A 20,820-nucleotide genomic window follows, 5' to 3' on the forward strand; every position below is an offset into this window, starting at 1 on the left:
CCCCGCGCAATTCAATTTTCTAAACACCTAACGCACAACACGGAGTAATCAGCAATGGCCAAAGAAGTCGTCAAAGTCATCAAGCTTCAGATCAAGGCTGGAGCCGCCAATCCTGCCCCCCCGATCGGACCTGCGCTGGGCCAGGCGGGCGTGAACATCATGGCGTTCTGCAAGGAGTTCAACGCAGCTACACAGAAGGTGGCCGGCGACATCCTGCCGACCGTCATCTCCGTGTACAAGGATAAGAGCTTTACCTTCATCACGAAGCAGCCCCCGGCCTCCATTCTGCTCAAGAAGGCTGCCAACCTGGCTTCCGGCTCCAAGGAGCCGAACAAGACCAAGGTGGCCAAGCTGACCCGCAAGCAGCTTGAAGATGTGGCCAAGGCCAAGATTGCCGACCTCAACACCACTGACCTGGACGCCGCCTGCCGCATTATGGCCGGTACTGCCCGTCAGATGGGCATTGAGATCGCCGGCTAAGTTTTCAGTCGTCATAACATCCAAATCCGCAGGAGAGCCTCGCGGCTCGCTACCACTGCACCCCATCCATGAAACAAAGAAGCAAGCGCTACAACAAGGCCGCCGAAATGGTGCCTGCCGACAAGCTCTTCTCCCTCGAAGAAGCTGCCGAGCTGATCAAGAAGCTCCCGACCGCCAAGTTCTCCGAAACGGTGAGCTTGTCCTTCAAGCTTACCGTCGACCCGAAGAAGTCTGACCAGATGGTCCGCGGCACCTGCCCGCTGCCCAACGGTTCCGGTAAGTCGGTAAAGGTGGCCGTGTTCGCCCAGGGCGACGCCGCTGCTGCCGCGAAGGCCGCTGGCGCTGAAATCGTCGGTTACGAAGACCTCATCGCCAAGGTGAAGGATGGATTCACGGATTTCGATGTCGCCATCGCCACTCCCGCTGCGATGACCGAAGTGCGTAAACTCGGTAAGCAGCTCGGTCCGCGTGGCTTGATGCCCAACCCGAAGACCGGCACCGTGACGGATGACACCGCTGGTGCAGTGAAGGCAGTGAAGGCCGGCCGAGCCGACTTCAAGCTCGACAAGAACGGCAACATCGCCGCCGGCATTGGCAAGGTCAGCTTCGATGCGAAGGCCCTTGTTGAGAACGGCAACGCTCTCATCGAAGCCGTTATGCGCGCCCGCCCCGCCAGTGCGAAGGGTCGCTACGTGGCGAGCATCACGCTCGCTTCCACCATGTCCCCCGGCGTGAAGGTGGACGTCACCAAGTACCTCAAGATCGCCGCTTAACGGGAAGGACCCCAGACCATGAAAGCTGAAAAGACTGTTTTGATTGACCACCTTCTCCAGAAGGTGAACGCCTCCCCGTTCCTGTTCGTCGTGGACTATGCTGGTCTCACCGTCGACAAGTTCGAAGAGCTGCGCAAGCGCCTCCGCGCCACCGGTGCTGAGATGCATGTGTACAAGAACACCCTTGTGAAGCAGGCCACCACGAAGGCCGGACTTCCTGCCGAGCTCGGCGAGTCCCTCACCGGACAGACCGCCATCGTGACTGGTGAGAAGGACGTCTGCGCCGCCGCGAAGGTGATGAAGACCTTCTCGACCGAGTTCCAGAAGCCCCAGCTCAAGGCTGGCGTGCTCGACGGCAAGTTCCTCGGTGTCGACAACATCAACAACCTGGCCGACCTGCCTTCCCGCGAAGTGCTCCTTGGCCAGCTCCTCGGTGTTCTCCAGGCTCCCGCTTCCACGTTGGTTCGCCTCCTCAACGAACCCGCCGCTTCTCTTGCCCGCGTCCTCAAGGCCAAAGGCGAACAAGCAGCGTAATCATTATTTCACCCCTTTGATTAGATGGCGGGGGAGACCCCGCCTGAACGTCCAAACATCCAATGGTTCCTTGCCGGGCTGGAAGCTTCCAGCCTCAAAATACCCGGAGCTCCGGGTGACGGCGACACCGAAATACTACTATGGCAGACCTGAATAACATCGTTGATACCCTCAGCGGCCTTACCGTCCTGGAAGTCGCTGAACTTGTGAAGACCCTTGAAGACAAGTGGGGCGTGAGCGCCGCCGCTCCTGTCGCCGTCGCTGGCCCCGCTACCGGTGGCCCTGCCGCTCCTGCGGCTGTTGAGAAGACCGAGTTCGACGTCATCCTCGTTGATGGTGGCGGCAACAAGATTGCGGTCATTAAGGAAGTGCGCGGACTCGTCGCAGGCCTCGGCCTCGCCGAAGCCAAGGCCCTCGTCGAAAAAGGCGGAGCCAAGGTCAAGGAAGGCGTCAAGAAAGAGGAAGCCGAAGAAGCCAAGAAGAAGCTCGAAGCTGCCGGCGCCAAAGTCGAGATCAAGTAAGTGCTTTTACACCCGTGATTCGCGGCCCCTGTGGTCGCGAATCACACCTCCCCGAAAACAGACACCCGCAATGCCGATTTTTTCCCCTTTCTGCCAGTCACCCCGCACCGTTTCGGTGCGCCGTGCCTGCAGAATGGGTCGCGGTCTGCCTCTCTGTTTTGCGCCCCGGATGCGTTCGCATCCGGCGGCGTTTTTGTCTTCAAATTCAGTGAAATAACATAGGCCCGCTTCCGAGTCCCGGTCGCGTCGCCGCCCTGCCGCCCCCCATTTCACCGGAACGTCCTTCCGGATTTGCTCCAACCCTTGCCAACTCACAGCCACCCCGTCGTATGTCCCAGCGCATTAACTTTGGCAAACTGAAGGAACCTGTTGACCCGCCGAATCTGATCGAGATTCAGTTGAGGTCCTACGAGGAGTTCTTGCAAAAGGACGTCACTCCGAGCAAGCGCAAGGACATCGGCCTGCAGGCAGTTTTCCGTGAAGTCTTCCCGATCGCCAGTTACGACGAGAAGATGACGCTCGATTTCACGCATTACGAAATCGGCGAACCCAAGCTTTCCCCCCTCCAGGCCATCCGCGACGCGGAGACCTTCAGCGCCCCGCTGTATGTCACCTATGAACTGCGTGATGAAGCCGGTGCGAAGCAGGAGCGCGTGTACATGGGCGAACTGCCCATGATGACCACCCGCGGTACCTTCGTCATCAACGGCGCCGAGCGCGTCGTGGTGAGCCAGCTGCACCGCTCCCCTGGCATCTGCTTTGAAACCCAGCAGCACCTGAACGGCCGCTGGTTGTTCGGCTTCCGCATCATCCCTGACCGCGGTACCTGGCTGGAAGTCCAGTTCGACACGAACGACCTTCTCTACGTCTACCTCGACCGCCGCCGCCGCCGCCGCAAGTTCCTTGCGACCACGCTGCTTCGCGTGATCGGCTATCCCGGTGACGAGGACATCCTCAAGCTCTTCTATCCCATTGAGGACCTGAAGCTGAAGGAAACCATGTCCGAAGAAGAACTGGCCGCGAAGGTCATCTTCAAGGACGTGCTTGATGGCGAGCTCATCGTGGCCCGCGCCTATGAGCCCCTCACGCAGGGCATCGTGCGCCAGCTCATCCAGCTTGGCCACAAAGGCCTTCGCTGCGTCACCGCGTCCCAGGACGACCTCATCATCGCCTCCCTCCGCAAGGATGTGGCGCACGATGAAGACGAGGCCCTCAAGGAAATCTACCGCCGCCTCCGCCCTGGAGACCCGCCCACGATCCCGAACGCCCGCGCCCTTGTGAAGCGCTTGTTCTTCGATCCGAAGCGCTATGACCTTACCCGCGTCGGTCGCTACAAGATCAACCAGAAGCTCAGCATCAAGGTCGACTCCGATGAGCGCATCCTCATCTCCGAGGACGTCGTCTCCGCGCTGCGTTACCTCTTCAAGCTGCGCGCTGGTGAAGGCGTGCTTGACGACATTGACCACCTTGGCAGCCGCCGCGTGCGTGCCGTGGGTGAACTCCTTGCCAACCAGTGCCGCGTGGGCCTCGCCCGCACCGAGCGTCTGGTGAAGGAGCGCATGACCCTCTTTGATGTGAACATGGATGTGATGACGCCCCAGAAGCTCATCAATCCGAAGGCGCTCAGCGCCGTGGTGCGCGACTTCTTCGCGCGCTCCCAGCTGAGCCAGTTCATGGACCAGATCAATCCTCTGGCCGAGCTGACCCACAAGCGTCGTCTTTCCGCTCTCGGACCTGGCGGTCTGAATCGTGACCGCGCCGGCTTCGAAGTGCGCGACGTGCATACCTCGCACTACGGCCGCATCTGCCCGATTGAGACCCCGGAAGGTCCGAACATCGGTCTGATCAACTCCCTCTGCTCCTACGCCCGCATCAACGAATTCGGCTTCATCGAGACGCCGTATCGTCGTGTGGAAAACGGCGTGGTGACCGAGAAGATCGACTACCTCACCGCCGACCAGGAAGAGAACCACACGGTCGCCCAGGCGAACAACGTCACGGACGACAAGGGCAAGTTCAAGGAAGAGAAGGTCACCGCGCGTTACCGTGGTGAGTTCCTTGAAGTGCTTCCCGCGCAGGCGACCTACATGGACGTCTCGCCGAAGCAGCTCGTGTCCGTCGCCGCCTCGCTGATTCCGTTCCTCGAGCACGATGACGCCAACCGCGCTCTGATGGGCTCGAACATGCAGCGCCAGGGCGTGCCGCTTCTCGAAGCAGAAGCGCCGTTCGTCGGCACCGGCATGGAATCCAAGGCCGCTCGCGACTCACAAGCCGTGATCGTGTCGGACTCCGCAGGCGTCGTGGCCAGCGCTACCGCCGATTTCATCATCGTGACCAAGGACGGTCAGCTTCCCGTGACCGAGAAGGTCTTCGCGACCGAGCCCTTGAAGGTGGTGACCGACCCTGAGAAGGGCGTGTACTTCTACCCGCTGCGCAAGTTCATGCGCTCCAACGCGGGCACCTGCATCAACCAGCGTCCGCTGGTGAAGCGCGGCCAGAAGATCAAGAAGGGTGACGTCCTTGCCGACGGTCCCTGCACGCACAACGGCGAACTCGCACTGGGCCGCAACATGCTCGTCGCGTTCATGCCGTGGAACGGTTACAACTTCGAAGATGCCATCGTCATCAGCCGCAAGGTGGTGAAGGAAGACATCTACACCTCCATTCACATTGAGGACTTCGAAATCGGCGCCCGCGACACGAAGCTCGGCCCTGAGGAAATCACGCGAGACATCCCGAACGTGGGTGACGAAGCGCTGAAGAACCTCGGTGCAGACGGCGTGGTGCGCATCGGCGCGGAAGTGAAGCCTGGCGACATTCTCGTCGGCAAGATCACTCCGAAGAGCGAAACCGAACTGGCTCCTGAAGAGCGCCTCCTGCGCGCCATCTTCGGTGAAAAGGCCGCGGACGTGAAGGACACCTCCCTGCGTGTTCCCTCCGGCTGCACCGGTATCGTCATGGATGTGCGTGTGTCCTCCCGCACCGGCGCTGACAAGGAGCGCCTCTCGCCTGCTGAGCAGAAGAAGCAGACGAAGCAGATCGTGGAAGACCACAAGCAGAAGACGGAGCAGCTCACCGAGCAGCTCACGGAGAAGCTTTCCGAGATCCTCCTCAACGAGAAGATCCCGCTCGACGTGGTGAACGGCGAGACCGGTGAAGTCATCATCGGCGCGAACAAGAAGATCACCAAGACCCTCCTCCGCACGCTGGCTGAAAACTGGCGCACGATCGAAATCGACCAGTCCCCGGTCCGTAACAAGATCATGGACATCGTCGCCGCCTTCGAGGCGAAGTTCGACGAGGCCGACACCGAGCGTGAACAGTCCCTCGACCGCATCGAGCAGGGCGACGAAATGGAGAGCGGCGTGATCAAGCAGGTCCGCGTGTTCATCGCCAGCAAGCGTAAGCTGAGCGTCGGTGACAAGATGGCCGGACGTCACGGCAACAAGGGCGTGGTGGCCACCATCGTGCCTGAAGAAGACATGCCCTTCCTTGAGGACGGTTCCCCCGTGGACATCTGCCTCAACCCGCTCGGCGTGCCTTCCCGTATGAACGTGGGCCAGGTGCTTGAGACCCACCTTGGCGTCGCAGCCAAGGCCCTCGGCTTCACGGTCGCGACCCCGGTGTTCGACGGTATCAAGGAAGAGCGAATTCTCGAATACCTCAAGGAAGCCAAGGCCAAGCCCGGCTACGAGTGGATCGGCCTGAACGGCAAGAGCAAGCTCTATGATGGCCGCACTGGCGAGCCCTTCGGCCAGGAGGTCGTTGTCGGCTACATCTACATGCTGAAGCTCGGACACCTTGTGGCGGACAAGATTCACGCCCGTGCGGTTGGACCTTACTCCCTCGTGACCCAGCAGCCGCTGGGTGGCAAGGCCCAGTACGGTGGCCAGCGTTTCGGTGAGATGGAAGTGTGGGCCCTCGAAGCCTACGGTGCAGCCTACACGCTGCAGGAACTCCTCACCGTGAAGTCGGATGACGTGCAAGGCCGCACGCGCATCTATGAAAGCATCGTCAAGGGCGACAACGCCCTCGAGGCCGGCACACCTGAATCCTTCAACGTGCTCATCAAGGAAATGCAGAGCCTCGGACTCGACGTGAAAGTCGTGAACCGGAACACCAACGAAGAGGAAATGCTGGGCGGGTTCGCTCCTGCTGTCGGCATGTAATTTCCGAAGAGAAACCACCATCCATACCAAGAACCCATGAGTTTTGATAACCATCTCAAGGAAATCTTCGGGGAGTCGCACAAGACCGGCGGCTTCGACATGGTCTCCATCTCCGTTGCTTCACCGGATCGCATCCGCTCCTGGAGCCACGGCGAAGTAAAGAACCCGGAGACGATCAACTACCGTACCTTCAAGCCTGAAAAGGGCGGTCTTTTCTGCGAGCGCATCTTTGGTCCCACGCGTGACTGGGAGTGCGCCTGCGGCAAGTACAAGCGCATCAAGCACAAGGGCGTCATCTGCGACCGTTGCGGCGTGGAAGTGACCCTGAGCCGCGTGCGTCGTGAGCGCATGGGCCACATCGAGCTGGCCGTGCCCGTCACGCACATCTGGTTCTACAAGTGCATGCCTTCCCGCATCGGCCTCATGCTCGACATGACGGCCCGTTCGCTGGAGCGCGTGATCTACTACGAAGATTACATCGTCGTCTCCCCTGGCAACACCCCGCTGCAGCGCGGCCAGCTCCTCACGGAAATGGAACTGCGCGAAGCTGAGGACCAGTACGGTGCCGAAAGCTTCAAGGTCGGCATGGGTGCCGAGGCCATCCGCGACATTCTCGCCCAGGCGAACCTGGCGGAAATGGTCAAGGAACTCGAGCTGGCCATGACGAAGACCCGCTCCAAGCAGCTTCGCAAGAAGATCGCCAAGCGTCTCAAGCTTTGCCAGGGCTTTGCCACTTCGCACACCCGTCCGGAGTACATGGTCATGGAAGTGCTGCCGGTCATCCCGCCGGACCTCCGTCCGCTGGTGCCCCTCGAAGGCGGCCGCTTCGCGACCTCCGACTTGAACGACCTCTACCGTCGTGTCATCAACCGTAACAATCGTCTCAAGAACCTGCTCTCGCTCAAGACGCCGGATGTCATCATCCGCAACGAAAAGCGCATGCTGCAGGAAGCTGTCGATGCGTTGTTCGACAACGGCCGCCACGGCCGTGCGGTGACCGGTGCGGGCAACCGTCCGCTGAAGTCCCTGTCCGACATGCTCAAGGGCAAGTCCGGTCGTTTCCGCCAGAACCTGCTGGGCAAGCGAGTGGACTACTCCGGTCGTTCCGTCATCGTGATCGGTCCGGACCTCGGTCTGCATCAGTGCGGTCTTCCCAAGAAGATGGCGCTCGTGTTGTTCGAGCCCTTCATCATCCGCCGTCTCAAGGAGCTTGGCCTCGTGCATACCGTGCGCTCCGCCAAGAAGATGATTGAGCGCCGCACCCCGGAAGTGTGGGACATCCTCGATGAGGTGACCCGCGGACACCCGGTGCTGCTCAACCGTGCGCCGACCCTGCACCGCCTCTCGATCCAGGCTTTCGAACCGAAGCTCATCGAAGGTGAAGCCATCCGCGTGCATCCGCTCGTGTGTACCGCTTACAACGCGGACTTCGACGGTGACCAGATGGCTGTGCACGTGCCGCTGTCGATCGAAGCGCAGATGGAGGCCCGCCTCCTCATGCTCGCTCCGAACAACCTGTTCTCCCCTGCGAGCGGCAAGCCCGTGATGACTCCTTCCCAGGACATCCCGCTGGGCTGCTTCGCCCTCACCTACCTGCGCGAAATCCCGCAGCATGATGACGGCAAGAAGAAGAAGGATGCTCCGCGCCTCCCGCTCTTCAACGACCCGTCCGAAGTGGAATTCGCCCTCAGCGAAAACGCTGTGGAAGTGAACCAGAAGGTGCTCTACCGCAACCCGGACTTCCAGAGCAAGGGCCGCACCTATGGCGACCCGACCAAGGCGGTCATCGAGACCACCGCTGGCCGCATTCGTTTCAACGAAATCTGGCCCGACGAGCTCGGTTACTACAACAACACTGTGGGCAAGAAGCAGCTCTCGGACATCATCTGGCGTTGTTTCCAGAAGACCGGTCACCAGGAAACGGTGGCGGCTCTGGACCGTCTGAAGAACCTCGGCTTCCGCGAAGCCATGAAGTCCGGCTGCTCCATCGGCATCACCGACATGGTGATTCCGAAGGCGAAGTACGACAAGGTGGACGCGGCTCGCGCCGAAGTCACCAAGGTCGAGAAGCAGTACAAGAACGGTATCATCACCGCCGGTGAAAAGTACCAGAAGGTCATCGACATCTGGACCGGAGCTGGCGATCAGGTCACCGACGAGGTGTTCCGCACGCTCGAGTTCAACGACGGCAAGAAGTACCACAACCCGCTGTACATCATGGTCACCTCCGGTGCCCGTGGTAACAAGACGCAGATCAAGCAGCTCGCCGGTATGCGCGGCCTTATGGCCAAGCCCGACGGCTCCATCATTGAGCGTCCCATCACCTCGAACTTCCGTGAGGGCCTCACGGTGCTGGAGTACTTCATCTCCACGCACGGTGCTCGTAAGGGTCTTTCCGACACCGCTCTGAAGACGGCGGACTCCGGCTACATGACCCGCAAGCTGGTCGACGTGGCCCAGGACGTCATCGTGACGGAAGATGATTGCGGCACGGTCAACGGCATCCACCTCTCCTCCATCTATCAGGGTGACGAAGAGGTTGTGGATCTCAAGACCCGTATCTATGGACGTGTCTCCTGCGAGACCGTGCATGATCCGGTGGATCGCAAGAACACCATCGTGGAGCACGGCCAGCTCATCACCGAAGACGTGGCGAACAAGCTCGTGAAGATCGGTGTGGAGAAGCTGAAGATCCGCTCCGTGCTCACCTGCGAAAGCAAGCGCGGTTGCTGCTCCAAGTGCTACGGCCTCAGCCTCGCCACCAGCCGTATGGTGAAGGTGGGTGAAGCGGTCGGCATTGTGGCCGCCCAGTCCATCGGTGAACCTGGAACGCAGCTGACCATGCGTACGTTCCACGTCGGTGGTGTGGCGAGCGGTGCGTTCAAGCAGCCCATCATCGTCGCGAAGAACAACGGTTCCCTCCGCTTCAACGACATCCGCGTCGTGCAGACCCCGGAAGGCTGGATCGCTCTCAACAAGAACGGTACCATCAGCATCCTTGATGACGATGGCCGCGAGCTCGAGTCCCACAAGATCGTGCTTGGCGCCGTGATTGCCAAGGAAGAGCATGGCAAGGTGAAGAAGGGCGAGACCATCGTCACCTGGGATCCGTACAACGTGCCGATCATCACGGAGAAGGCGGGTAAGATCGAATTCCGCGACATGATGAGCGGTGTGACCTTCACCAAGGCCGTCAACCAGGCGACCGGCAATGAAGAGACCGTCGTCATCGAGCACAAGGAAGACCTGCACCCGCAGATCGTCGTGGTGGATCCGAAGACGAAGGAAATCCTCGCCAGCTACACCATCCCTGCAGGCGCTCACCTTTCGGTGAAGAACAACGAGAAGATCGAAGCCGGTACCATTCTGGCCAAGACGCCTCGCAAGGCCTCCAAGACGAAGGACATCACCGGCGGTCTGCCGCGTGTGGCCGAACTCTTCGAAGCCCGCAAGCCGAAGGACGCGTGCGAAATCGCGAAGATCGACGGTGTCATCGAAATCGCCGGCCTCGTACGTGGCAAGCGCAAGGTGCTCATCACCGATCCGAAGTCCGGCCAGCAGGAGGAACACCTCATCCCGCGCAGCAAGCACATCTTCGTGCAGAACGGCGATGTGGTCACCAAGGGCGACCAGCTCACGGAAGGCGCGGTCGTGCCGCATGAAATCCTCGAGATCCTCGGACCTCAGGCTCTGCGCGAGCACCTGGTGAACGAAGTGCAGGAAGTGTACCGCGCCCAGGGCGTGGAAATCAACGACAAGCACGTCGAGATCATCATCCGCCAGATGCTGCGCAAGGTGAAGATCACCGAACCGGGCGACACCACGTTCCTCTGGGGCGATCAGGTGGACCGCCTCCAGTTCGAGCGCGAGAACCAGCGCGTCTCCGACGAGGGCGGCAAGCCCGCGAGCGGCGAGCCGGTGCTCCTCGGCATCACCAAGGCCAGCCTCGAAACGGACAGCTTCATCAGCGCCGCGAGCTTCCAGGACACCACCCGTGTTCTTACCGAAGCCGCCACCCTGGCGAAGAACGACCTGCTCCGCGGCTTCAAGGAAAACGTCATCATGGGACACCTCATCCCCGCTGGTACCGGTTTCCAAAGCAACCGCGACTTCCACATCAACGAGACCGTCAAGGTGGCCTACTCCACCGCGGAGACTCAGGAAGAAGTGGCGTAAGCCAGCCAGAGCCTGTTCGCGAAGAACTAAAACTCTTACCGAAAAACCCGCCTGTGAACCAGGCGGGTTTTTTGTGCGTTGGTGGGATGGGGGAAGGGAAGTGGTTCTGTGACGCGATGGCGCCGGCAAAGTAGCTTTCAAGGGTCGGGGACATTCCTGTCCCCGCAGCGCGTACCACCTCCCGCCGCATCGCCATATCGCGGCACCCGCAAGTCCCCCTCATTGACACATCTCCATCACACGCCCAAATGCATCCCATGCATCGCGTTTCCGCTGCTCTCATTTTCACCATCGCGCTCACCTGCGCGCCTTTCATCACGCAGGCTCACGAGATCCATGTCTCACCTGATGGCCCCATCAAATCCCTGATGGAAGCCCGCGACGCCATTCGCGCCTGGCGCTCTGGGGAAGGCAAGGACAAGGCGGAGCCCATCCGCGTCACCATCGCCGACGGCACCTACACCATTACCGAACCTCTCGCCTTTGAGACGCAGGATACCGGCACCAGCACTTCACCCATCACGTACGAAGCTGCTCCCGGAGCAAAGCCCATCCTCAGTGGCGGACGCCGCATCACGGGTTGGAAAAAGGAGCCGGACGGTCTCTGGTCTGCGGAAATTCCCGAAGTGAAATCCGGTCAGTGGTACTTCCAGGAACTTTGGATCAACGGCCGCCGCGCTACTCGTGCGCGCACGCCAAACAAGCGCTACTTGCACGCCTCCAAGCCAGCGCTGGAGTCACGCGCCGGAGCCCCACCCATGAAGGCGCCGGAGAACACCGCCTTCTACGCGATGAGCGAGGACCTCAAGGCGATTGACCCCTTGTCACCCAAAGAACGCGAAGACGTGGAAGTCATCGTTTTCCAGACATGGCAGATTGCGCGCCATCGTGTGGCGTACCTCGAAGCGCCTGCAGGCTATGTGCAGTTCACCGCCCCCTCGCGCTGGCCTTTCCTCGTGTATGAAGCGGGACAGCGCTACATCCTGGAAAACTTCCGCGGCGCATTGGATGAGCCCGGCGAGTGGTACCTCTCACGCGACGACGGCAAGCTGCTCTACAAACCCCTGCCTGATGAGGACATGAGCAAAGTGGAAGCTATCGCGCCCGTTGCCGAGCACTTGCTGGTGGTGAAGGGTGAGCCTGCGAATGGGAAGCTCGTGAAGCACATCGCCTTCAAAGGAATCCGCTTTCACCACACCGGTTACCACATCCCCAAGGAGGGCCACATCGACAGCCAGGCGGACTCGAAGATTCCCGCCGCTGTGATGCTAGATGGTGCGTCGCACATCTCCTTCGACCGCTGCGAAATTGCGCACACCGGCACCTATGCCATCTGGTTCCGCAACGGCTGCACGGACAGCAGCATCACCCACAGCCACCTGTATGACATGGGCGCCGGTGGGGTGCGTATCGGTGAGGGGAGTGTGGACTCGAATCCCGCGGGCCGTACGCATCACATCACCGTGGACAACAGCATCATCCAAAACGGTGGCCGCTACTTCATGGGCAGCGTAGGGGTGTTCATCCAGCAGAGCAGTGACAACGTGATCACGCACAATGACATCGGCGACTTCTTCTACACCGGCGTGTCCGTGGGCTGGGTGTGGGGGTATGGAGAGAGTCTCTCGCACCACAACAAGATCGACTTCAATCACATCCACCACCTCGGGTATGGCGTGCTGAGCGACATGGGCGGGTTTTATGGTCTAGGGCCTGCCTCCGGCACCTCCGTCTCGAACAACCATGTGCATGATGTGCAGGGCTATCGCTACGGGGGTTGGGGTCTGTACACGGATGAAGGCAGCAGCGGCGTGCTGATGGAAAACAACCTGGTGCACAACACCCGGCACGCCACCTTCCACCAGCACTATGGGAGGGACAATGTGATCCGGAACAACATCTTCGCCTTTGGCAATGAGGCGCAGATCCAGCGCTCACGTACCGAGGACCATCTCAGCTTTACGTACGCGAACAACATCGTGCTCTTCGACAGCGGCATCCTCTTCTACGGCCAGTGGAACAAACCCAAGGTGCGCATGGAGAGCAACCTGTATTGGGACCTTCGCAAGCAGCCCATCGATTTCGCAGGCAGTGACTTTGCCGGCTGGCAGAAGCAGGGCTTTGATCGCGGCTCGCGCGTGGCGGATCCGCTGTTCGTGAATGCGAAGGGTGGAGACTACCGTCTCAAGCCGGATTCGCCCGCGCTGGCCATGGGATTCAAGCCCTTCGATTACACCAAAGCCGGAGTGTATGACGCGGATGCCTCGGATGGCTGGCGTGCTCTTGCCGCCGTGCGTACGTATCCTGAGGTGGAGCTGGAGCCTGTGCCGCTCTTCAGCTACGAAGATGACTTCGAGGGCACGCCCATTGGCAAGCCTCTGTGGAACGCCCGCCTCGACGTGCACAACAAGGGCGACAGCATCGCGGTCACCGATGAGAAGGCAAAGAGCGGGAAGCGCAGCGTGAAGGTACAGGACGCACCGGGCCTGCCCAATCCGTGGACACCGCACTTCAATTTTGACTGCAATCACAAGTCGGGCACCAGCCGAGTGTCGTTTGATTTGTGGATGGAGCCGGGAGCGAAGTTCAACCACGAATGGCGGAACAAGCTCGCGAAGTATGAAGTGGGCCCGTCCATCGACGTGCAGGATGGTGCGCTCTTCAGCCGGAAGAAGGAACTCATGAAGCTGCCGGTGGAGCAGTGGGTGCATTTCGAACTGAGCGCGCCGCTTGGGGAAGCCTCGAAAGGCGCCTGGACTCTGAAGGTCACGCTGCCTGATGGAAGCGCGAAGGTCTTCGAGGAATTGCCGAATGGCAGCAAGATGTGGGACACGCTGGAGTGGCTCGTCTTTGTCAGCAATGCCACCGAGAAGAAGGCCTTCTATCTGGACAATCTGGTGATCAAAAATGCTGTGCCATAAGCGAGGAAAGACAACCGCACTCCAAGGGGATCAGGCGGCCTTGTTCTTTGTGCAGGGACTTGATGGAACACTCGCAGCAGCACCCGAAAATTCTCCGCGAATGTCTGCACCAACTGCATTGCCATGCGCGGAAAATCTTGCCACTCTCAGGGCAGATGCGTCCACTGACCTCTTTTTTAGGAACCGGCGTGGTTCTTCTCATGCTGCTGGCGGACACCGCTTGCACATCAGTCCAACATAAACTGCAGGACGTGGAGTGGGAGAAGGACCCGCTTCGCGGGCTCGCCGAGAGCAAGCCGAAGCTGGAGAAGAAGGAGCTGCCGGTGGAAACACGCGCCTTGGCCGCCATGCAAATGATGGTGTACCGGGCGAGGCTTCCGGAAACCAAGGAGGCCGACCTCGTCACCGAGTGGAAGGGGATCGTCAAGAGTTTCACGCCTCTTCCCGGGGAGGTTGAGCCCGGGGATCTTGATCGGGCGGCATTCACCCTCCCGCGCAGCCTGATGAGCATGGGCTACCACGATGCCGGAGAGCGGATGCTGGCAGCGCTGGCGAGTGGCAAGATGGTCGCGCTGGATGACAAATACAAGGAACAGCTTAAAACGATCCGGAAGGCGCTCAGCGAAGCGCGCGCCGTTGCCCCGATACAGGCACGCGTGCGTGAATACCTGCAGAAAAACCCCTGGCCAGATGCGGACAAGGTCGAGCGCGGCGATCATGTGGACGACTATTACGACTGCCAGGAAACCATGATGGGTTACAAGCGGGATTTTCCGCTGCGGTTCCGCTACGCCCTACGCGTCCTGACGCACTACGGGCCGCAGCCCGGGTATGATGCGCGTTTGCGGGATGCTCTCGAGTACGCAGAAGAGTGGCTCGAAGCAAAAAACAAGCCCACGCCGCCTCCGGGGCTGGAGGCCCTGATGGATTTCCTGGTGCAGGCGTGGGCGGACACACCTCGTCGATTCGCGCGCGATGAGGCCGCCATCTTCCAAGGCAAGATGATCAATCGTCGGGCGGGCACTGCGGCTGCGGTGGCTCACTACCGTACGATTGCCGCCAACCCGAAGGCCCACGAAACTGACCGTTTCAACGCGCTTTCCGACGCTTCGTGGATGGTCTTTGAGACGAAGGACTATCCCGGCACGCTGGAAGCGTGGAAGTTGATCCAGGGCATGGAAAACAAGATGCTCGCGCGGCCCTACGCGTTGGATGCGGCGTACCTGGCACTCATCATCAAAGATTACAAGGAAGTGTGGCGCACTCTGGATCTCGTGGCTGACAGCGACTTCGAGGATATGAACGACATCCATTCACATTCACAAGTACTTCACAAAGACATCAAGACGCTCGTGAAGGACCGCGCGGCAGCGGAAGCGTGGTGGAAGGCCAGCGAGGCCTGGTGGCCCGAATGGCAGGCCCTGGCAAGGGCGATCGGCTTGAAATCGCTGAAGCTTCAGCAGGAATTCAGGCCCTGGACCGATTGGGACTACATCGTCGAAAATGCCGACACCCAGCTCGACAACTCGAAGAAGTACGGCGTGAACTGCGCTATCGCGTATGCAGAACTTCTTCAGCGGACAATGGTGATCGCCCGCTGGCATCGGGCGCATGCGGGTGTGTCGGTGAAAGTTTTGCGGGAACACGTGGCCAAGCGGCATCCCAAACACGCTGAAGCGGCCCTTGCGCTCGCTGCGCGGATAGAGAAGGAAGCAGAGAAGCGGTAGCGGTGGTGTGCAGCATCTTGGAAACTGCCTCGCGACCTCGAAGAGCGCGTTCTACATGGATAATCTCGAAATCCGGAACGCGCCGTAGCGCACCTTGCCAACGAAGCAGCACCTACTGCTGCTACTTCGAGCTGGTCGTTTCCACCAAGCTCTTCCGCGGCCGGCAGATGGTGCAGTACTCCTCGCCATCTGAGGTCACGCGGAATTCGAGTTTGGGGTCATCGAGGTCCGTCTTGCCGCAGTTGGCGCACTTGTGGAAGAAGGTGCCTTGAGGCGCCTTGGCTGAGTCGAAGCGCGCGCGACGTTGCACGACCGTACCGCGCTGCTTCAGCATGCGGATGAAGCCGGGGGTGAAGGCGAGGAGGAAATTGAGATGGGCAAAAAAGATGGAGGATCGGCTGTCTGGCTGTCCGATGAATGTCAGCAGAGAAATGCCGCCCGTAATCAAGCCGAGGTATTTCACCTTGATGGGCATGATGAGATACAAGCTGATCTCATAGTCCGGAACGATCACGCAGAAAGCGAGAAAGATGCTCCCGTAAAGAAAAAGCCCCGTGGGGACGGAGCCAAAAAACCAGTGGCCTAGAATGATGAAAAGGATGCCGCTGAAAACATAGAGGTTCACCTTGAAAGCTCCCCAGGCATGGTCAAGAACGGAACTGAACGTCAGCATGAGCATGACCCCAAAAAGCAGCCAGAGGACGCTGAAGGAGTTGGGGATGAAAATCCAGGTAATGAGCCGCCATACCTCACCCTGGTCCACCAGTGCGCGATGAAGCACCAGGATGTCCACGAATCCCGGGAAAAAAAGCACCATCACCCACACAGCCGCCTGGATGATCGCCAGAATTGCCACCAGACCGGGGATGGCAAAGCGGCCGAAGCGGTTTTCCAGGGAGTTCAAGAAGGAATTCATGGGAGGGGTTTGAGTAGCGCAGAAGGGATACGCCTGCCACTGCATTCGCGCACGGTTTGACAACACCCGCCAGCCCTCCACAATGGCCCGGCGTGTCTGATTCCTCGACCTTGCAACGTAGTCCGCTCCACGAAGCTCATGTAGCGATGGGAGCGCGGATGGTGCCCTTTGCGGGCTGGGAAATGCCGGTGCAATACACTGGAATCGTGGAGGAACACAAGGCGGTGCGAGAGCGCGTGGGTATCTTTGACATTTCGCACATGGGCCAGTTTCTCTTTGAAGGTCCGGGAGCCGAGGCCTTCCTGAACCGCGCCTTCACCAACAATGTCAGCACACTGCAGCCCGGTCAGGGGCAGTACACCCTCATGCTGAACGCCCAAGGCGGCGTGATTGATGACCTCATCGTCTACCGGTTGAGCGAGCGGGAGTATTTCGTGGTGGTGAATGCCTCCATGATTGCAGAGGATGAAGCCCACCTCCGCTCCCTCAATTGGGGCGATGACGTGGAATTTGCCAATATCAGTGCCGTGACAGGCGGCGTAGCCGTGCAGGGGCCCAAAAGTCGCGAAGTGTTCGCGAAAGTCTTCGGACCGGACGCGCATTTTCCCGAGCGCAACACCATTGCCCTGAGCGTGACGGAGGAGGGAATTTTGTACCTCTGTGGTACTGGGTACACCGGTGAGGAGGGCTTTGAGTTCTTCGCACCAGCCGTCACCTTCCGTGGGTGGTTCGAGAATCTGGTGGGCGCTGCCCGCGAAGTGGGCGGCCAGGCATGTGGCCTGGGCTCGCGGGACTCGCTACGACTGGAGATGGGCTACCCGCTCAATGGCAATGACCTTGCGCCGGACAAGACGCCACTGGAGGCAGGCCTGGGTTTCTTTGTGGATCTCACCAAGGAGACTTTCACCGGCCAGGATGTGCTGCTGGAGCAAAAGGCTCAGGGCTTGCGCACGAAGCTCACCGGATTCCGCATGACCTCCGCCGGTCCACCTCCGCGACCACACTACACCGTGTGGAGCGAGGGTGCCCAGGTCGGCGAGGTGTGCAGTGGAGGGCTGGGCCCTTCGCTGGGGCAGGGGATTGGCATGGCCTACCTCCCAGCAAACCTGAGCAAGCCCGGCACCGCGATCGAAATCGAAATCCGCGGCAAGCGTTACTCCGCCGAAACGGTGAAGAAGCCCTTCTACCGTCCGGAAAAGCAATCCTGAAAGTCGAATTCAGTCACTCTCACCACCACCCACAGTTACTTCACCGCTATGAGCCAAGTTCCTGACAACCTTCGTTACCGCGAATCGCACGAGTGGATCGATCCTGCCACCGGCACAGTGGGCATCACCGACCACGCGCAGGCTGAACTCTCCGACGTGGTGTATGTGGAACTGCCCAAGGTGGGCGCCCAGGTGAAGGCCGGCGATCAGGTGGCCGTGGTGGAGTCTGTGAAGGCTGCCAGTGACATCTACACGCCGGTGGATGGCGAGATCGTCGAAGTGAACTCTGCCCTGCCGGACAATCCCGCGCTGCTGAACTCCGAGCCGTACAAGGGAGGCTGGATCTTCAAGCTGAAGGTCGCTAACCCCGGCTGCACAGATACTCTCATGGATGCTGCGGCTTATCAGCAGCACATCGCGTAATTACTCTCTAGAAAAAGAACGGGAGGGTTGGGCGATGTCCTGCTGACAGGCGATCTGTCAGGGGGTGGCCAGTGCAAAAAATGGCGCGCCCCTCCTCCGCACATCCGAACATGCCCCAGACTACCGCCTTCTCCCACCGCCATCTCGGACCCGGCTCTGCCGAAGCTCTGGAAATGGCCCGCGCCATCGGCTGCGACAGTGTCGACGAACTGATGAAGAAGGTGGTGCCCGAGGGCATCCGTCTGGGGAAGACGCTCGATCTTCCCGCCCCGCTCACGGAGGAGCAGGCGCTGCGCAAGCTGCGCGGCATCATGGGGAAGAACAAGGTCGTGCGCTCCTTCATCGGCCTCGGCTATCACGACACCTTCACGCCTCCGGTCATCCAGCGGAATATCTTTGAGAACCCCGGCTGGTACACCGCTTACACGCCCTATCAGCCGGAGATTTCGCAAGGTCGCCTGGAAGCGCTGCTGAACTACCAGACGATGATCTGCGATCTCACGGGGCTGGATATTTCCAATGCCTCGCTGCTGGATGAAGGCACCGCCGCTGCCGAGGGTGCCGCTATCTCCCTGAGCGCCTATGGCGACAAGGGCAAGGTGCTCTTTGTAGACGAGCAGGTTTTCCCTCAAACCATCGATGTGCTCTGCACACGCATGGAGCCGCTGGGCGTGAAGGTGAAGGTGGGCGACTGGAAGACGACCGGGCTGAAGAAGGACGACGGAACCTTCGCCGTGGTGGTGCAGTATCCCGCGGCGGATGGCATCATCCATGACTATGCAGATTTTGCAGCAAAGGCTCATGAAGCCGGTGCGCAGGTCATCGTATGCGCGGATCTGCTGGCGCTCACGCTGCTGAAGCCTCCTGGGGAGTTCGGCGCGGACATTTGCGTAGGGAACAGCCAGCGCTTTGGCGTGCCTCTTGGATTTGGCGGACCGCATGCTGCCTTCATGGCAGTGAAGGATGCGATGAAGCGCCGCATGCCTGGCCGCCTTGTGGGTGTGTCGAAGGATGCCCAGGGAAATCCCGGCTTCCGTCTCTCCCTGCAGACGCGTGAGCAGCATATCCGTCGTGAAAAAGCCACGAGCAACATCTGCACTGCGCAGGTACTGCTGGCGGTGATGGCCTCCATGTACGCCGTGTGGCATGGTCCTGAGGGACTGCTCGCCATCGCCAAGCGCGTGCACGATGCAACACAACGGCTCGCCGCAGCGCTGAAGGCGGGTGGCGTCACGTTGATTGGTGAAGACTATTTTGACACCATCACGGTGGAGGTTTCCGATGCGGATGCAGTGATCAAGCGCGCGGCGAAGCGGAACATCAACCTGCGCAAGGCGGACGCCACGCACGTGGGCATCGCGCTCGATGAACGCGTGACGGATGAGGAACTGCAGGGCGTGCTCGAAGCGTTCAGCATCCAGAGTTCCACACTTGCAGCGGAAGGTCAGGAAGCAGGCAACGGCTTCGCGCAGAAGTTTGGCCGCCTTTCGAAGTACCTCACGCACCCCGTCTTCAACACGCATCACAGCGAGACGGAGATGATGCGCTACCTGCGCCGTCTGGAGGCGAAGGACATTGCGTTGAATCGCTCCATGATTCCGCTCGGCTCCTGCACCATGAAACTGAACGCCGCTGCGGAGATGATGCCGCTGAGCTGGCCAGAGGTGCATGGGTTACATCCCTTCGCCCCTGCGGATCAGACCGTGGGCTACCGTGAAATGTTTGCCGAGTTGGAAGCCTGGCTCGCAGAGTGCACCGGCTTCGCGGCCGTGTCCCTCCAGCCGAACGCCGGCTCGCAGGGTGAATACGCAGGCCTGCTCGCGATTCGCCGCTACTTCCAGCAGAAGGGTGAAGGCCATCGCGATGTGTGCCTTATTCCCGTCTCCGCTCATGGTACCAATCCCGCGAGCGCGGTGATGGTGGGCTTCAAGGTGGTGCCCGTTTCCTGCGATGGCGGTGGCGACATCGAGATGGATGACTTGCGCAAGAAGGTGCAGGAGTACTCCGGCCGTCTTGCAGCGTTGATGATCACCTATCCCAGCACGCATGGCGTGTTCGAGGAAGGCATCGTGGAGATCTGCGAGCTTATCCACCGTCACGGTGGGCAGGTGTACATGGATGGTGCGAACATGAATGCGCAGGTGGGTCTGACCTCACCGGGACTCATCGGCGCGGACGTCTGCCACCTGAACCTGCACAAGACCTTCTGCATCCCGCACGGAGGTGGTGGTCCTGGCGTGGGTCCCATCGGCGTGGCGAAGCATCTCATTCCTTTCCTTCCCGGTCACGGCATCCTACCCCCCGGCCAGCGTGACGGCGCTGTGTGTGCTGCTCCCTGGGGCAGCGCCAGCATCTGCACCATCTCCTGGATGTATCTCGCCATGATGGGGCGCGATGTGATCGACAGTACCAAGGTTGCCGTCCTGAATGCGAACTACATCGCGAAGAAGCTCGGCCCGTATTTCCCGGTGCTCTTCTCAGGCCGCACTGGCTACGTGGCGCACGAGTGCATCCTGGACTTCCGCCAGTTCAAGATCGTGACCGTGGAGGATGTGGCCAAGCGCCTCATGGACTTCGGCTACCACGCTCCCACCATGAGCTGGCCGGTCGCGGGCACCTTGATGATCGAGCCCACCGAAAGCGAAAGCCGCGAAGAGCTGGATCGCTTCTGCGAGGCGATGATCGAAATCCACGGTGAGATCGAATCCATCGAGACCGGCCTGAGCGACACCGCGAACAACGTGATGAAGCGCGCCCCGCATACGGCCGACGTGCTCCTCGCCGATGACTGGGACCGCCCCTACACCCGTCAGGAAGCCGCCTTCCCGCTCCCGTGGGTGAAGGCCGACAAGTATTGGCCGCCGGTCGGGCGCATTGACAATGCGTATGGAGACCGCAATCTGGTGTGTACGTGCGAGTCGGTGACCGAATACGCAGAGTGACGCCAGACGCCAGCCACACCCGCCTCAATT

Annotated in this window: 12 protein-coding genes; 11 read left to right on the top strand and 1 reads right to left on the bottom strand. The window is 60.3% G+C overall.

Features of this window, described 5'->3' with window-relative positions; genetic code table 11:
- The first annotated feature begins 54 nt into the window (after positions 1–54).
- From rplK to G5S37_RS02540, 8 genes are all read left to right on the top strand, one after another.
- Entirely contained in the window at positions 55–480 is a 426-nt protein-coding gene (gene rplK, locus G5S37_RS02505; RefSeq protein WP_113959507.1) for a 50S ribosomal protein L11, read from the top strand.
- A 68-nt stretch (positions 481–548) separates the two neighbouring features.
- Positions 549–1,253 (top strand): 50S ribosomal protein L1, encoded by a 705-nt coding sequence (rplA, locus tag G5S37_RS02510; protein ID WP_113959506.1) that lies wholly within the window; start codon positions 549–551, stop codon positions 1,251–1,253.
- A gap of 18 nt (positions 1,254–1,271) precedes the next feature.
- The gene (rplJ, locus tag G5S37_RS02515; protein ID WP_165200463.1) at positions 1,272–1,787 is read left to right on the top strand and encodes a 50S ribosomal protein L10; all 516 of its coding nucleotides are present in this window, start codon (positions 1,272–1,274) and stop codon (positions 1,785–1,787) included.
- A 140-nt stretch (positions 1,788–1,927) separates the two neighbouring features.
- Positions 1,928–2,308, top strand: coding sequence for a 50S ribosomal protein L7/L12 (gene rplL, locus G5S37_RS02520; protein WP_165200465.1), 381 nt, complete (start codon positions 1,928–1,930; stop codon positions 2,306–2,308).
- 329 nt (positions 2,309–2,637) lie between these two features.
- Positions 2,638–6,477, top strand: coding sequence for a DNA-directed RNA polymerase subunit beta (gene rpoB, locus G5S37_RS02525; protein WP_165200467.1), 3,840 nt, complete (start codon positions 2,638–2,640; stop codon positions 6,475–6,477).
- Positions 6,478–6,513: 36 nt separating this feature from the next.
- Positions 6,514–10,653 (top strand): DNA-directed RNA polymerase subunit beta', encoded by a 4,140-nt coding sequence (gene rpoC, locus G5S37_RS02530; protein ID WP_165200469.1) that lies wholly within the window; start codon positions 6,514–6,516, stop codon positions 10,651–10,653.
- Positions 10,654–10,910: 257 nt separating this feature from the next.
- Positions 10,911–13,574: a right-handed parallel beta-helix repeat-containing protein gene (locus tag G5S37_RS02535; protein WP_165200471.1), complete on the top strand. Its 2,664-nt coding sequence runs from the start codon at positions 10,911–10,913 to the stop codon at positions 13,572–13,574.
- Positions 13,493–15,301 (top strand): hypothetical protein, encoded by a 1,809-nt coding sequence (locus G5S37_RS02540; protein WP_165200473.1) that lies wholly within the window; start codon positions 13,493–13,495, stop codon positions 15,299–15,301. The genes G5S37_RS02535 and G5S37_RS02540 overlap by 82 nt, the downstream gene beginning before the upstream one ends.
- Positions 15,302–15,422: 121 nt before the next feature.
- Here G5S37_RS02540 and G5S37_RS02545 read toward each other — a convergent pair whose 3' ends face one another.
- The gene (locus G5S37_RS02545; RefSeq protein WP_165200475.1) at positions 15,423–16,217 is read right to left on the bottom strand and encodes a rhomboid family intramembrane serine protease; all 795 of its coding nucleotides are present in this window, start codon (positions 16,215–16,217) and stop codon (positions 15,423–15,425) included.
- A gap of 92 nt (positions 16,218–16,309) precedes the next feature.
- Here G5S37_RS02545 and gcvT point away from each other — a divergent pair, with 92 nt between their 5' ends.
- From gcvT to gcvP, 3 genes are all read left to right on the top strand, one after another.
- Complete coding sequence (gene gcvT / locus G5S37_RS02550; protein WP_240914785.1) at positions 16,310–17,425, top strand: glycine cleavage system aminomethyltransferase GcvT; 1,116 nt, start codon at positions 16,310–16,312, stop codon at positions 17,423–17,425.
- 48 nt (positions 17,426–17,473) lie between these two features.
- Entirely contained in the window at positions 17,474–17,848 is a 375-nt protein-coding gene (gene gcvH / locus G5S37_RS02555) for a glycine cleavage system protein GcvH (protein WP_165200477.1), read from the top strand.
- Positions 17,849–17,928: 80 nt separating this feature from the next.
- Positions 17,929–20,790, top strand: coding sequence for an aminomethyl-transferring glycine dehydrogenase (gene gcvP, locus G5S37_RS02560; RefSeq protein WP_165200479.1), 2,862 nt, complete (start codon positions 17,929–17,931; stop codon positions 20,788–20,790).
- Positions 20,791–20,820: the final 30 nt, after the last annotated feature.

Source organism: Roseimicrobium sp. ORNL1 (genome assembly GCF_011044495.1).
Classification (GTDB): domain Bacteria; phylum Verrucomicrobiota; class Verrucomicrobiia; order Verrucomicrobiales; family Verrucomicrobiaceae; genus Roseimicrobium.